Here is a 14,652-nt window from a genome sequence, read left to right on the forward strand (position 1 = left end):
GAACGCGGCCAGTCGTTCATCCGGCTGGCCGCAATAAAAATCAGAAGGCGGACTTCAGCAGCACGGCACGACAGGATTTACCTTTAATCTTCACCTGCTGGAGCTGCTTCATCGCCTGCCGTGCACTGTCATGACGAATAGCCACATAGGCGTGGGTAGCGGCGATATCAATTTTTCCTATCACTTCACTCTTCAGGCCCGCATCACCCGTCAGCGCGCCCAGGATATCTCCTGGACGTATTTTGGCTTTACGCCCGCCGTCCAGGCACAGGGTAGCCATTTCGGCTGGCAGCGGCTGTGAAGCGACCGATTTCAGTTCAGCAACGCCCTTCCAGCTCAGCTTCTGCTGTAAAAAATCCTCGAGCGCATGGGCGCGGATCATCTCATCCGCAGCCACAAAGCTAATGGCGCTGCCCTGCTCGCCCGCACGGGCGGTACGACCAATACGGTGAACATGAACTTCCGGGTCAAAGGAGAGTTGATAGTTGACCACCATTTCCAGTGATTTGATATCCAGACCGCGCGCGGCCACATCGGTTGCGACCAGCACGCGACAGCTGGCATTAGCAAAGCGGATCAGCACCCGGTCGCGGTCGCGCTGTTCAAGATCGCCATGCAGGGCCAGAGCGCTAATCTCTTTGCTCTCCAGCGCGTGAGCAATGTCATCGCACTCGCGTTTGGTATTGCAGAACACGACGCAGGAACGCGGCTTTTTATCGCTTAACAGGCCAATGAGCGCGGGCAGTTTCTCGCGCGGGCCTGCCTCGTAAAATACCTGTTCGATAGCCGGTAGATCGGAGACCACATCGGTTTCGACGGCCAGCGGATCGCGCTGGATACTCTGGCTGATTTTCGCCATGTCCTGCGGCCAGGTGGCTGAAAATAACAGCGTCTGGCGCTCCGTTGGGCAATAGCGGATTATCGTATCGATATCCTCGCGAAACCCCATCTCCAGCATCCTGTCCCCCTCATCCAGCACCAGCGTGGTGACCTGCCCCAGCTTGAGCGTTTCACGCTTAAGATGATCGAGGATACGTCCGGGCGTTCCCACCACGATGTGTGGCGCGTGCACCAGCGAATCGCGCTGGGCACCCATCGGCTGCCCCCCGCAGAGCGTGAGGATTTTAATATTTGCGGTAAAACGCGCCAGACGGCGCAGCTCTTTAGCGACCTGATCGGCCAGTTCGCGCGTAGGACATAGCACCAGTGACTGGGTAGTAAATTGCGTCACGTCTATACGGTGCATCACACCCAGGCCAAACGCAGCGGTCTTACCACTGCCGGTCCTCGCCTGGGCGCGCACGTCGCGCCCCGCCAGGATCGCCGGCAGCGACGCGGCCTGGATAGGTGTCATGCTGTGATAGCCAAGCTCGGTCAGATTATCGATCTGGCTGGCTGGCAGGGAAGTCAGGGTTGAAAAAGCAGTCACAAGTTACTCTCTGATAGAAACCGACGGGCGTATTGCCGCAGAGTGTACCAGAGAACAGACGATGGCGGTTACTGGCGGATGCACTAACGCGCAGCAGGCGATAAGCGACAGGATGCGCCGTGAATTAACGATGCAGGGACGGTAAAAGTAAATAATTGGCGCTGGCTTTCGCCGCTGTAATCCGTACCATACTCGCCACAACGACGCATGCCGGAACCGATGAACTCTAACGAAAAGATTTCATTGCTGAGAGAAACTGGCAAAATAAGCGTAATGCCCCCCATTTTGAATCTGAGCCGCTAAATTATGCACCAACATCAAGACAATACTAAGAAAGAGCAATACAACCTTAATAAGTTGCAAAAGCGTCTGCGCCGCAACGTTGGGGAAGCGATTGCCGATTACAATATGATTGAAGAAGGCGACCGCATTATGGTGTGCCTGTCGGGGGGTAAAGACAGCTATACGATGCTGGAAATACTGCGTAATCTCCAGCAAAGCGCGCCGGTCTCTTTTTCCCTGGTAGCCGTTAACCTCGATCAGAAGCAGCCAGGTTTCCCGGAACATATCCTGCCTGAGTATCTCGACAAGCTCGGCGTGGAGTATAAGATCGTCGAAGAGAACACTTACGCCATCGTGAAGGATAAAATTCCCGAAGGCAAAACCACCTGCTCACTCTGCTCGCGCCTGAGACGCGGCATTCTCTACCGCACCGCCACCGAGCTGGGCTGTACCAAAATCGCCCTGGGCCATCATCGCGACGATATTTTACAAACGCTGTTTTTGAATATGTTTTACGGCGGAAAAATGAAGGGTATGCCGCCTAAGCTGATGAGCGATGATGGGAAGCATATCGTTATACGCCCGCTGGCTTACTGCCGTGAAAAAGACATTGAGCGTTTCGCCATTGCCCGCGAATACCCGATTATCCCCTGTAATCTGTGCGGCTCCCAGCCTAACCTCCAGCGTCAGGTGATTGGCGATATGCTGCGCGACTGGGATAAACGCTATCCCGGACGCATCGAAACCATGTTCAGCGCGATGCAGGACATTGTGCCTTCGCATATGGCCGATACGTCGCTATTCGATTTCAAAGGGATTCAGCACGGTTCAGAAGTGGTGGACGGCGGCGATCTGGCATTCGACCGCGAGCCTGTGCCACTCAGGCCTGCCGGCTGGCAGCCGGAGGATGAAGAGGACGCCCCGGTTCGTCTCGATGTCATGCAGATCGGATAAGGCAGTCAGGCGCTGGTTATGCTAACGGCCGTTGAGCAGCCTGATGCTGCTCAACGGCCAGTCCCCGGTTACATATGCGGGGGTGGGTCCAGAATTGGATCGGGATCGCCCGGGGGTGGATCAGGCATCGGCTGAGGCGTCGGGAACGGCTCAGGGATGGGCACAGGGTCGGTAGGGATAGGGTCAGATGCGTGCGGAGTGTCCATAACGTTTGCAGTTAACATGTCTTCCTCCTCAGTCTTTGCTTGAATACTAAGCATAGGCACCATCTGACACAGTAGCAAACGGCCAAAAAAAAGCCGACTATGCGTCGGCTGTTATGAATCAAATGTGCTATGCAGTAATTCAAATTTGGAAGTAGTACAATATGGAGCGCAGCGCCCATCGCTTGACGCTGCATTCACCTGCGAAACAGAGTTTGCCTCCGCTGAACCGATTTTGTATTGATATGGATCAGGTTTATTTTCGCTTTAGCGACCTTTACGCCCCCTTCCCTACAGCCATTTACGCTGGCGTAACCACACAGCAACACCCAACACCAGCAACACTAACAACAGGCAAAACGCGCCAAAACCGTAATGCCAGCCGCCGCCGGGAATACCGCCTAGATTGACCCCGAACAGCCCGGTCAGGAACGTGGTAGGCAGGAACACCATCGCCAGCAGCGACATGGTATAGGTGCGGCGGTTCATCGACTCAGCCATCACCGTACTGATTTCATCAGAGAGTACCGCCGTACGCGCCAGGCTGGCGTCCAAATCATCCAGCCCCCTACCCAGCCTGTCTGCGATATCCTGCATCCTGCGGCGATCGTCGTCGCTCATCCACGGCAGCCGCTCACTGGCAATACGCGAGAACACATCACGCTGCGGAGCCATGTAGCGACGCATGATAATTAACTGTTTGCGGATGAGCGCCAGTTCGCCGCGCGGCGGTACCTGCTGATCCACTACTGCATCTTCAAGATCGATAATCTTATCGTGCAGCTGTTCAATAAACTCGCTGGTATGATCGTTAAGCGCGTCGCAGACCTCAACCAGCCAGCTTCCGCCATTCACCGGTCCGTTACCGTTCTGGAGATCGGTCAGCACCTCGTCGATGGCATAGACCTTACGCTGCCGGGTTGAGACAATAAGTCTCTCATTGATAAATACCCGGATCACCACCAGCTGATCGGGGCGAGACTCGCTGTTCAGATTAACACTGCGCAGGGTAATCATCGTGCCATCGCCAAGCCGGCTGACGCGAGGGCGCATGCTGTCGCCACCCAGCGCATCGCGGACGGAATCCGGCAGCAGCGGCGTGGACAACAGCCAGTCGGCACTTTCCCGGTGGGTGTAATTCAGGTGTAACCAGCAGGGGCGATCGCTTGCTAATACGTCTTTATTATCGATGGGGATCAGCCCACCTTTGCCGTCCAGCTGACACGCAATAATTGCGTCCGTAACCTGTAATGACTTACCTGCAATAACGTCCACGGCGGCTCCATTTTAAGGACAATCAGTGCGGTACAGTCTAGCTTGCCGCCGGGTCGTTGCAAAATGGTTAAGGTTACTCAGCCGTTAGAAACCGTGTCATTCTGCAAACCCGCCCTGCGCCAGGTTAACCCTGTTGACTGGCTGCATCGTTCAGCCTGAATTGCGCGACGGCATAGTCAGCGATCGCCCGATCCTGCTCACTGGTCCCGCCGCTGATACCAATCGCCCCCACCACCTGTTCGTTGACGATTAACGGATTCCCGCCTGCAAAGACGATGACTCTGCCATTCAGGGTATTATTCACACCGTACAGCTCGCCGCCCGGCTCAGCATCTTTCTTCAGCTCCTGGGTCGCTTTACCAAACAGTGCGCTGGTGTAGGCCTTGTTAATGGCATGTTCAATACTGGGTAGCTGCGCGCCATCCATTCGTATATGGGAGATTAAAAAACCCGAGGCGTCCACGATGGCAATATTGCTCGGTGACGCAATGTCTTTCGCCTTATCTATCGCGATATCCATCAGGCGCCGGGCCTCGTTTAAATCAATGTTATTTTTTACAATCATGTCATTCCCCCTGGTGGTCGTGAAAAATCATACTGCACAGTATGAAACAGCTTTTAGCCTGGTAGAAACCGCGTGCTAATTCAAGCAGATGGCTGGGATATTTATCTCTCTAACTAAGCGTAGATAAATTAATAAGTGGAATAGGGATGCAGCAAGAGTTATTGCGGTGACGAGCATATTCAGAAAGGATGATATTTACAACGCCGTAAAAGACGCTGGCACATTATGCCAGCGCTGCCGTTATTAGCGAGCAATTTCACTAAAGTGGTGTTCATCATAGGGTTCGGTAAGAAACGTATTAACCACATCGTTAAAGGCAATCCAGTGTGGTGTTTTCTGATGCTCACTCAGTACATCTTTACCTGACCAGAGTTCAATTAATGCATAGTGGTTTTTATCATCTTCATTGTTCCACAGCTGATAAAAATGGCAGCCCTCTTCTTTGTTGGACTCGACGACCATATTATTCAGTACGGCAAGCAATTCCTGCTTATTTTCCGGCTTAACTTTAAAGAATACATTAAGTGTAATCATAGTAATTTTCCCTTGTGCAAGTGAATATGGCTGATTTCTTTTGACGCAGAGAAGGTTACTTGACCCAGTGAATTCCTTAAAGTTACTTTTTTTCAACAGATCGTTTCACTAAATGGAAAACCTATGAAACTTCGTTCGGCTGAGGCCTTTTGTCGCGTGGTCGAGCTGGGAGGGATAGTGCCTGCGGCCGAGGCAATGTTCTGCGTCCCCTCAAATATCACCAAAATGATAAAAGAACTTGAAAGCGAGCTCCGGGAGCCGCTGTTTGATCGTTATAAAGGCAGACTCAGCGTCACCCCTTTTGGCAAGCAGTACTATCAGGATGTCAGTCAGCTGCTTGAACTCTCTGATAAAATCCACAAAAAGCATCAAAAAGGCGCTGACGTGTCTACGCTGACCATTGGGGCAATAGATGTGGCTATCGACTTCTGGTTACCCAGGCGGGTTGTGGGTTTTATGCAGGAAAACAGCCATATTCGGTCAACCTGATCAACGCCTACTCGCGAGTGCTGGAAGAGAAGCTGATCAATCGTCAGCTGGATATGATCTTCTCTGACGGACCGATTCTCAGTCCTGAAGTCACCAGCGCGCTGGCATTTGAAGAGCGACTGGTACTGGTTGGACACCCAAAAAGGGTCAATGCTTCCCCCATCCCGCTATACAGTTTCGGCAAAGAGTGCCTTTACAGCGATATGGTCGAACGCTGGCATGCCGAACAGCGAGCGGGCAAATACCAGATGACGCAGATGGAAAGCTATCAGACGATGCTTTTACTGGCGGAAAACAATTTTGGTATCGGCTTTATTCCCGAGCGCGTATTGGGGGAGCGTGCAGCGGAGAATGAGCAAAATCAGCAGGCGTGTATTTCCTGTAATGTCTATGTCGCGTGGCACCGGTTTATAAAGGGGTCAGTTTGGATATCGAAAATTATTGTACGTTAAGGCTAATAATGTGAGCCTGAATTTGCGCTGATTGCGAGTCGGAGGGATTTCGATTGCGAGCCGTTACAATTATCAGCTTTATTTGGCGATAGATGACACCGACCACACGAAAACCAAAGCAATGTCGCCGCAGACCAACAGTATTTGCGAACGGTTCCATAAAACGATATTGAACGAATTTTATCAGATGACGTTCCGTAAAAAGCTGTACTGCGATCCTGACGCATTACAGTCGGATCTTGATGAATGGCTGGATCACTATAATGACGAACGAACCCATCAGGGAAAAATGTGTTGTGGCCGGAAGCCAATGGAAGCATTACTTGATAGAAAGCGCATCTGGACTGGGAAAGATTTAAGCCGGATGTCATCTGACAGTTAGCTTATAAATAATGAGCCTGTAAATAATTCTGTGTAACTGCCAACGAATTAGAGGTGATCGCTCAGGCGGTCACCGAACTCGATAATAAAGCGACTCATCGCCAGCCGCCAGTTTCGGATCGGCATATTCCATTTTTTTGAAGCATCCCTGATCGCCAGATAAATGACTTTCCGCACCGAGTCATCCGTCGGGAACACCTTGCGTTTCTTTATTGCCTGACGGATCACGCTGTTCAGCGATTCGATGGCGTTCGTAGTGTAAATAGCTTTACGGATATCCGGTGGATAATTGTAAAACGTATTGAGATTTTCCCAGTGTGCATACCAGCTTTTACTGATTTGCGGGTATTTATCGTCCCAGCCCCCTGCGAACTGCTCCAGAGCCATTAACGCCGCCTCTTCTGTTGGAGCCTGATATACCGCTTTCAGCCCGCCAGTCACGGCTTTGTAGTCCTTCCACGACACGTATTTCAGGCTGTTACGCACCATGTGAATAATGCACAGCTGGATATGCGTTTGGGGATAAACGCTGTTTATCGCATCCGGGAAGCCCTTCAGACCGTCCACGCAGGCAATCAGGATATCCTGAAGGCCCCGGTTTTTAAGCTCCGTCAGCACGCTGAGCCAGAACTTTGCGCCTTCGTTTTCTGCCAGCCACATGCCCAGGAGCTCTTTCTGGCCTTCGGTATTAATGCCCAGTGCGAGGAAGACGGCTTTATTAATCACGCTACCACCGTGGCGAACTTTTACAACAATACAGTCAAGATAAACAATGGGATAAAGTGCATCCAGGGGGCGATTCTGCCACTCTGTGACCTGCTCTTTAACCGCATCGGTGACTTTAGAAATCAGCGTGGGTGAAACATCCGCGTCGTACATCTCTTTGAAGGTGGCGACGATTTCTCGCGTGGTCATGCCTTTGGCGTACAGGGACAAAATCTGGCTGTCCATCTGGGTGATACGTGTCTGATTTTTCTTTATCAGTTGCGGTTCGAAGGTGCTTTCACGATCGCGTGGCGTACTGATTTCAATCTCACCATCATCACAAAGCAAGGTTTTTGACGAGTAGCCATTACGGGTATTGGAGCCTGTTTTGGGGGCGTTCTTCTCGTGGCCGATGTGATCAGTCAGCTCAGCATTAAGCGCTGTTTCAACGGTAAGCTTTGTCAGCATACGGGAAAACTGATTGAGATCGGCTTCGGTTTTAAGGCCTTTAGCCAGTTCAGTCGCAAGGGCCCTGAGTTTCTTTTCGTCCATAATTTGCCTGTCTCCGTTGTTGGAGTGAAGATATCAAAAACAGGCAGATACACAATTTAAATTACAGACTCTAAATAAACGGTAACTGTCAGCTCAGGTCTGAGCTAATACATATCAGTCATTGCCGCCTGAAACATAAAATTGTTCTACATTTTTTTATGCTCTACTTTTCTAGTTCAGTTCCCACTTAATACAGGATACCCCGCCATGGCATACAAAACCCTCATGAAATTGAGATGTTCTGATGATGTTATATAAGCCGCGTATCTTTTTCTCCTTGAGGCAGGAAGAAATTCCTTATCGATATCATTAATAATGGTTGCAAGGTTATCCGCATTATTAAGAATAAGCTTAGCTTTCAGCATATAATCTATATTAAGAATATCAATGGCCATTTTTTTCTCTATATCTGTAATTAGGGCTTCACGCATTGTTTTCCTTCCAATTACATCATAATAAAAGTTATCATTCATTTTACCGCCAACCGCGCGCTCCCTGAACTGATTTATAGATTCCTGTGCTGAAGCATAATCCCATGTTCCTCCCTCACTATATGCATACAGGTAATCCTCAGTATTAGAGGACAAATGAGTTAGCTCATGCAAAAATATCATATTTTGATACTCCTGGCTTATGCTCGTAATGTCTTTTTTTGCCAAATAAACTCTCCTTCCCCTTATTTTAGCTGTATTATCAATCATGGTTCCTGCATTAAAATGCATTCTGTTCTCAGGGTCTTGAGAATAGGTAAAAGCATTCGTGCTCGTTGCCTCACCTTTTTCCAATATACTTTCACGTTGATTGAACTTATAAATGTAAATGTTTTTAAAGTTATTTGAAGTAGTTTTTTGCAGAATTTCAACATTTTTATTTACTGCCATTTCAATAAAGTTAACAGCCTCATTAATCACAGCACCATCATCAATACCTAACAAATTTTTTAAATGCTCAGCCACTCTATGACGTGATAATGACTCACCAAATAACGCTACGAGCCGCTCAGATTGGTCCAGCGCTGTTCTGGCAGAATTTATTATTTTCCCTCCAAGCACCCTCATGTTTTCGCTTTCAGAGTTAATGATGTTCTGACATGTTGAAATAATAACATTGTCTTCGCCAAACGTCTGGCTAAGGTATTGCTGTAAACTAAATTGATATGCCTGTTCTGTCATTATTTTAGGTGGGAATGTAGCATCAAAAGCCTTCAGGGGGCAGTTAGGGAAATGATAGATAGCCCCATCTCTACCAATCAAATCTGCATAAGCCCCGTCCGGAATTTCAGGAAAGGCATTCCTCAGAGAGGAGCGCCATACTAAACTGAAATCCGGATGTGGCGATTGTTGTACTGGCAATTGTTGCTCTGGTTCCAGAATGTCTGAATATGACTCTTCCTCTATACCTGAATTAATAGATAAATCTGAATCAAATTCATCTGACCCGGGAGAATCAGGGTTTTGATATTTACGTTCATCAATACCACTTTTTCTTAAATAGTTTTCTACATTCACATATTTGTCAGTTACACTGTCATACTTACAATATAAATGATCCCCTCCAGGCTCCCCTAAAATATAATGTCCTTTATAATATGGATTCGAAACCATCCTGAACAACTTGTTATTTATTTTAATAAAACTTTCTCCTTTGGCATTCTCAACAATATTTTTTGAGTTTACCGGAGAGAAGTTTTTTTGCACAAAAGGGATGCCTGGTAAATTATTCGTAATTTTATTATACAGCGCACTCCCAATTATATTTTCCTCAGAGAAAGCAAAACTAAGCCCACTCCCAAAGACACCAAAGGTCCATTCATTATTAGCATTCATATAAACTGGATACCCCCACTTATCCTTATCGTTAAGGTCGTAAACCGAAATTGCCCCTCCTTTTACATTACGATTAATTTTGCAAGGAAGATACTTGCCTTTCATTTCAATGCACTTTATTTTTTCCTTATTTTTTCCATCAACAATAACTACTTTGCTTTCCAGAGAATCAACAGTGAAACTTTTTGTTGGTACGGATAGTTTATTGATAATTGCCTCCTCCATCGAGACTTTACTTATGGCAGGCGAATAAACATTGAATCTGGGACTGAATTCTGCATGGAAACCATTTCCTTTAAATGTTGAGTATAGATATCTTAACTGTTCAGTTGTATGGGCTTGAGTCATCTGTCCTGACGGAAGAAAGAAAATCGGCTTATCACTCATATCCAGGCCAGGGCTAAAAGGATTCATCGATTCATCACCATGCCAGAATAGTTTACCACCCTGATAACCTTCAATATTAACTTCTTTATTCAAATCATTGATTATTGTTTCCGTGAAAAAATTAACATTTCCTTTATTTTTATCCTCCCCCTTATCTCCTATTTTTTTATTTTTTAAAGATACAATTTCAAACTTTCCTTTTATAAGAACAGGTCTTAATTCAATCGGGTTGATATTATAGTCTTGATGTTGTCTGGGGATAATGCAGAATAAATCATAATCTGCCGTGACAGGCCTGGAGTTTATATTGCTCGTTCCTGAACTCGCTCCTGCTTCCGGTGGGTTTGTCAATACTTTAACAGGCAGATGATTATCGTCAAAAACCGCCCCATCGTCACCGATATGAAATATTTTTTTTCCTCCCGGATAGGTTGCTGAGTAAGTATCCAACTGCAGATGAGATATTTCCCCAGTGGCGATCAATTCCTGTATTCTGGCCTTACTCAATATTAACTGAACACTTTCAGCCCCTTTTCCCATGGCCTCCTCTATCGCTTTAATCTGCTTCTCATAATTATCAGGGGAAACCTTTGAGTAATGGGGGTTTTCAGCAATAAATCCTGAAGTGGGTCCTGTTCCACTGGATTTTGCTTTTAAATGAAAGTTTTTAGAGGGATAGCCTTCTTTTAATAAAGTCGCACCCCGTGGGTTTGGAAATCTGACACTAATTATAACACCATATTTTTTGGCAGTACGTTGTATCGCTTTGTTATATAGTATAACATCAGACGCACCAGGAAGTGCGGCTAACAAAGGAAATCTCTCCCCCCCATTATTTACTGTACCTGGACCTTGTTTTTTTGGCATTTTGCTTCGATGTGCTTTGGGAGCGTCCATTATAATATAATCGTTATCAGTTATATATTTTTTTCCAAAAGGGACACCTAACTCTGAATTGAGCTCAGCCCATATATCACTACCCTGATAACTATCAACCCTGACGACATTAATTTCCCTGCCCAGTCCGGGACCATCTCCAGGATAATACTTGGTTTTTATTTTTGAAGCATCAGTATGCATGAAAGCACGAGTACGCATAGCTGCGGAAAGTTTCTTAATTCCAGCACCTTCACCAGAAATTTTCTGGATAATCCGGTTCAAAGCACCGACCCCCTTATAGCTACCCAGGACGATTAACTCTCCCCCTGGATCCAAAGCGCGTAACAATGAGATACCCAGACCTTTAAGCGTCGCGGGCGATATTTCTTTCGCAATATTTGGCGATAACTCGATAAATTTTATCCCTGCCTGTTTTATCATTTGAGAAATCATAGCCTGTCTGGCACCATACTTTATCGCTGTAATTCCCGTGGATGTCAGAGCCTGACCAAATCTTCCCGCTATTTTTGCAGCACTGAATGCGACTGGTAACATTGAAAGTATATCCACTGAGCAGCTCGCTAATGCATGTCCTGTTTTTCCTTTTATGGATTCAGAAATACAACTATAGAAAGGAATAAAGCTAAGAAAAGTTTCTTTCACTTTTTCTGCTGTGGTTTTGTCATAACCTGTTTCATAAAGCCGATCCTTCATCCTGGATCTATGTTCCTGAGACAGATTTTCTATTAATAAAGAAATGCTCTCACCTTCTTTTTTTATCGTTTTATAAGATTCTATATAATACCGTTTTCCATCCTTTTGTGCCTCAATGAGAGCTTTCCCTAAAACCTTCATTTTCTCATCATCTTCTGCTGTTCTGTCCGGGTCCGTTCGATTTATTGTGTAATTTTTGCTGTTTTCATTCATAAAGATAGAGTAGAAACGAACATTTTCTCCCGAGGTACAGAGAATAAAATCAACCTCTTCAGGAATACTAAGTTTTGTATCTCCTGAAGCAGATGATTTTCCTCCAGATGACAAATTGCCTACGTTAGCTTTTATTAAATCCACTCTTGAATTTTGTATGAATTTTTTCTCATCATCATTCAATGATGAATCAAATAAAACCGGAAGCAATAATTTATCTAAATCGTATATAATATCAGCTATCGCTTGATTTTGTTTTTGAAACATTTCATCAATGTCTGGAAGGGTAATATCATTAGCTGCCACTAATTGTTCGCCACCTTCCATTATATCTAATATTTCACCTTGTCTGAATATCCATTTATCATGCGCATCCAAATAATACGTTAAATATTTTTCAATATTGATATTATTCTCACGCAAAATATTAGTGGCGATTTCTGTTCTTGTTTTCCATTTCTCAATCAAATTATTAAATTTTAAATATGGGTTGTTCTCTACCACCCAGCCATCAATGTATGAATGATAATCCTTGCGAGCTTTGCTTATATCGTTCTCAGTTGCGTTTGATGATACGGAAGCACCATCTTTATTCCATGATGAATAGGCAGCTACTGGGGTGTTTAAGTATCGATTATACTCTTCAGGTATAGCACCTTCTTTCAATATCACACTCAAGGAAATCCCTACTTCTTCAATTTCTTCCAGGCTGAGATTGCTGATATTGATGTTGTTATCACGGAGCAAAAGAGCACCAGCATGCACAAGTCCCCATTGTGCTTCAGTTATATCAATATGTGCTATATCCTCACCTGCCCCTCCCATGTATTCAGGAAGTAAAGCTGGGATTTCATATGATACTATTTTTTTATAAAAATCTATTGTTTTTTTAGTCAGTAAACGTTCTGACAGATGCTTTTTAATCACACCTTTAAACTTATCTGATAATTTTTTGCTGCTGGGCGATAATTTTTTATTTGATTTAATGTCTGCTATTTGATTCACTAACCACTCTTCTAAATCAGAATCAAGTATATAAGCACTCAGGTAATCTATTAAAACCAAACGCTTTAAATTATCCGTAGCAATATTTTTATTTCGTGGAACATATATATTGAATAGTTCTAACAAGCAGTTGATCACCTTATTCATTCTTGAATTTTTTTTCCCTTTGGAAAGGTGAGTGACAAGATTATTTATTACATCATGTGCATTGCCAGTATCCATATTTTTTTTATTTTCAAACAAAACAGAAAGGCATTTGGTTTGTTCTTTTCGAACTTCCTCCAGTGTATTTAACCCATCAGGTTGAATTATCTCATCCTGTCTTGCTTTTTCATCTTTTTTTATATTTACCTCGCTGCCTTTCCCAGTATTCCCTGATACGAAATAATCACGCAGCAATTTCCCGCCCACGATAACTCCGGTCAGACCGGCAGCAGAGACTGCACCAATCATCATTTTACTTTTCAGCGCCTGGATATATGTATTGGCCACCTGCACGGTAACCGCCGCAGCTGCCAGGGGAAGCAAAGCATCCCCGCCACGCTGGCTTGTTGCTGCCGAGGATACCTGTGTTTCTGATATGTCTGTGAGTACAGGTATGCTATCAGCCCCTTTCGTCAACGGTTCAGGATAAGCGATGGCATCACATTTTGTATTGAAATACGTGTTGATAATAATCTTTTCGTTTGTTTTCTGACAGGTCTCAGTCTTCAGGTTAGTACAGTACAGCAGGTCTGAAAGACCGCTTTCATGCCGGAGTTTATCCACAGCCAGATAATGCACCTGTTCAGGCACAGGGAGACGGGTAATTTCCCCGGGCGCAGGGGCAGGCCTGTTCTGTAACGTCGCCCGGGTGTAAGCCTCAGGATGGGCAGTTGAAATTGACGAGAATGCGGTGAGCCGTGGTGCTGAGGTGCCGGAAGCTGTGGCATCACATACATCTCCGGTCATTTCCACCTGTGTATTGACCTCAAAAGCGGGAGCGTGTTGTGATATGTCGGTGATTTCCGGGATTTCCGCGCCGGACGGGGGACTGCTCGCCATATTTCCCAGCGCAGTCCAGTAATGACTGGCGCGGATAAGAATATTAGCCATAAAGGCCGGGACCTTCAGAACACCGCGCTGCGGGGCCCCTACGTCTTTCATCCAGCGCCCCGCCACAATAGCCGTAACCGCCAGGGCTGTAAACAGGTAGATGGAAGTGTGATTGTCTTCGTTGCCCAGAAACTGCTGCAGAAAAGTCTCATCCGTCCAGCCGGTAACGGTATCCCGGATAAAGCTTGCCAGCCGGGATACAACATTAATATTCTCAGGAAGGTACCCTGATGCCAGTCCGAGGGCATGCAGTGCTGCGGTATCAATATTCCGTCGCTCAGTAACTGCGGTAAACAGACTGATTGCCGCGAGGACTAGACTGGCCGGGGTGCCGGGAAGTATTTTAGAAAGGCAGGCAGAAAGCATTTTATTCTCCCCGTATTCTCCCAGAGTACGGACAAACTGCTGAACGCCGCGGCGACAGTCTTCCGTGAACGGTACCCGGGACTCTGCGGCTTCTCCGGCAGAAGATGACGGATCAGCATGATGCTCTTCACTGGCGTCAAACCAGGTCTCTTCCATTTCAACGTGGTCGATGGTGTCAAACCAGATATCCTGGTCTTCCGGATTTGAACGATCCCGGGATACCCAGGATATATTGTTTGATGATGTGGGGGTTGGTGGGTTTACATGTGGCATATAGTTCCATCCTTGATCCGTAACGGGCTGTTAAACCCCCCTTATTTATCATCATTAAAAAAAATTTGATTTC

General features: G+C 46.3%; 9 protein-coding genes and 1 pseudogene. 4 read left to right on the forward strand and 6 right to left on the reverse strand.

Features of this window, described 5'->3' with window-relative positions; translation table 11 throughout:
* Positions 1 to 40: 40 nt before the first annotated feature.
* Positions 41 to 1,429: an ATP-dependent RNA helicase DbpA gene (dbpA, locus tag AAGR22_RS11495; protein WP_067701644.1), complete on the reverse strand. Its 1,389-nt coding sequence runs from the start codon at positions 1,427 to 1,429 to the stop codon at positions 41 to 43.
* 306 nt (positions 1,430 to 1,735) lie between these two features.
* Between dbpA and ttcA the strand changes: the two genes are divergently transcribed.
* Positions 1,736 to 2,665 carry a tRNA 2-thiocytidine(32) synthetase TtcA gene (gene ttcA, locus AAGR22_RS11500; RefSeq protein WP_067701642.1) on the forward strand — a complete coding sequence of 310 codons (930 nt, stop codon included), beginning with the start codon at positions 1,736 to 1,738 and terminating at the stop codon, positions 2,663 to 2,665.
* 494 nt (positions 2,666 to 3,159) lie between these two features.
* On the opposite strand, the gene zntB is transcribed toward ttcA, so the two are convergent.
* From zntB to AAGR22_RS11515, 3 genes are all read right to left on the reverse strand, one after another.
* Positions 3,160 to 4,143 carry a zinc transporter ZntB gene (zntB, locus tag AAGR22_RS11505; protein ID WP_067701634.1) on the reverse strand — a complete coding sequence of 328 codons (984 nt, stop codon included), beginning with the start codon at positions 4,141 to 4,143 and terminating at the stop codon, positions 3,160 to 3,162.
* 124 nt (positions 4,144 to 4,267) lie between these two features.
* Complete coding sequence (locus AAGR22_RS11510) at positions 4,268 to 4,708, reverse strand: heme-binding protein (protein WP_345827601.1); 441 nt, start codon at positions 4,706 to 4,708, stop codon at positions 4,268 to 4,270.
* A gap of 243 nt (positions 4,709 to 4,951) precedes the next feature.
* Positions 4,952 to 5,242 carry a putative quinol monooxygenase gene (locus AAGR22_RS11515; RefSeq protein WP_345827603.1) on the reverse strand — a complete coding sequence of 97 codons (291 nt, stop codon included), beginning with the start codon at positions 5,240 to 5,242 and terminating at the stop codon, positions 4,952 to 4,954.
* A 123-nt stretch (positions 5,243 to 5,365) separates the two neighbouring features.
* On the opposite strand from AAGR22_RS11515, the gene AAGR22_RS11520 reads away from it, so the two are divergent.
* From AAGR22_RS11520 to AAGR22_RS11530, 3 genes and pseudogenes are all read left to right on the forward strand, one after another.
* A complete protein-coding gene (locus tag AAGR22_RS11520) occupies positions 5,366 to 5,731 on the forward strand; it encodes a LysR family transcriptional regulator (RefSeq protein ID WP_345827605.1) in 366 nt (121 codons plus the stop codon).
* Positions 5,732 to 5,748: 17 nt separating this feature from the next.
* Positions 5,749 to 6,183: a substrate-binding domain-containing protein gene (locus AAGR22_RS11525; RefSeq protein ID WP_345827607.1), complete on the forward strand. Its 435-nt coding sequence runs from the start codon at positions 5,749 to 5,751 to the stop codon at positions 6,181 to 6,183.
* Between the two features lie 64 nt (positions 6,184 to 6,247).
* Positions 6,248 to 6,565: pseudogene (locus AAGR22_RS11530) on the forward strand (integrase core domain-containing protein); the annotation flags it as partial.
* Positions 6,566 to 6,612: 47 nt separating this feature from the next.
* Here the strand turns inward: AAGR22_RS11530 and AAGR22_RS11535 are convergent.
* On the reverse strand, positions 6,613 to 7,821 hold the full coding sequence (locus AAGR22_RS11535; RefSeq protein ID WP_345827609.1) for an IS256 family transposase: 1,209 nt from the start codon (positions 7,819 to 7,821) through the stop codon (positions 6,613 to 6,615).
* A gap of 176 nt (positions 7,822 to 7,997) precedes the next feature.
* A complete protein-coding gene (locus tag AAGR22_RS11540) occupies positions 7,998 to 14,579 on the reverse strand; it encodes an anthrax toxin-like adenylyl cyclase domain-containing protein (protein ID WP_345827611.1) in 6,582 nt (2,193 codons plus the stop codon).
* Between the last annotated feature and the right edge of the window lie 73 nt (positions 14,580 to 14,652).

The organism is Erwinia sp. HDF1-3R (assembly GCF_039621855.1).
Taxonomy (GTDB): Bacteria; Pseudomonadota; Gammaproteobacteria; order Enterobacterales; family Enterobacteriaceae; genus Erwinia.

What these genes read in the sequence shown, in the direction of transcription:
- ttcA (WP_067701642.1), top strand. Translation starts at nt 1,736, where the DNA reads ATGCACCAACATCAAGACAATACTAAGAAAGAGCAATACAACCTTAAT.
- AAGR22_RS11510 (WP_345827601.1), bottom strand. Translation starts at nt 4,708, where the DNA reads ATGATTGTAAAAAATAACATTGATTTAAACGAGGCCCGGCGCCTGATG.
- AAGR22_RS11515 (WP_345827603.1), bottom strand. Translation starts at nt 5,242, where the DNA reads ATGATTACACTTAATGTATTCTTTAAAGTTAAGCCGGAAAATAAGCAG.
- AAGR22_RS11520 (WP_345827605.1), top strand. Translation starts at nt 5,366, where the DNA reads ATGAAACTTCGTTCGGCTGAGGCCTTTTGTCGCGTGGTCGAGCTGGGA.
- AAGR22_RS11535 (WP_345827609.1), bottom strand. Translation starts at nt 7,821, where the DNA reads ATGGACGAAAAGAAACTCAGGGCCCTTGCGACTGAACTGGCTAAAGGC.
- AAGR22_RS11540 (WP_345827611.1), bottom strand. Translation starts at nt 14,579, where the DNA reads ATGCCACATGTAAACCCACCAACCCCCACATCATCAAACAATATATCC.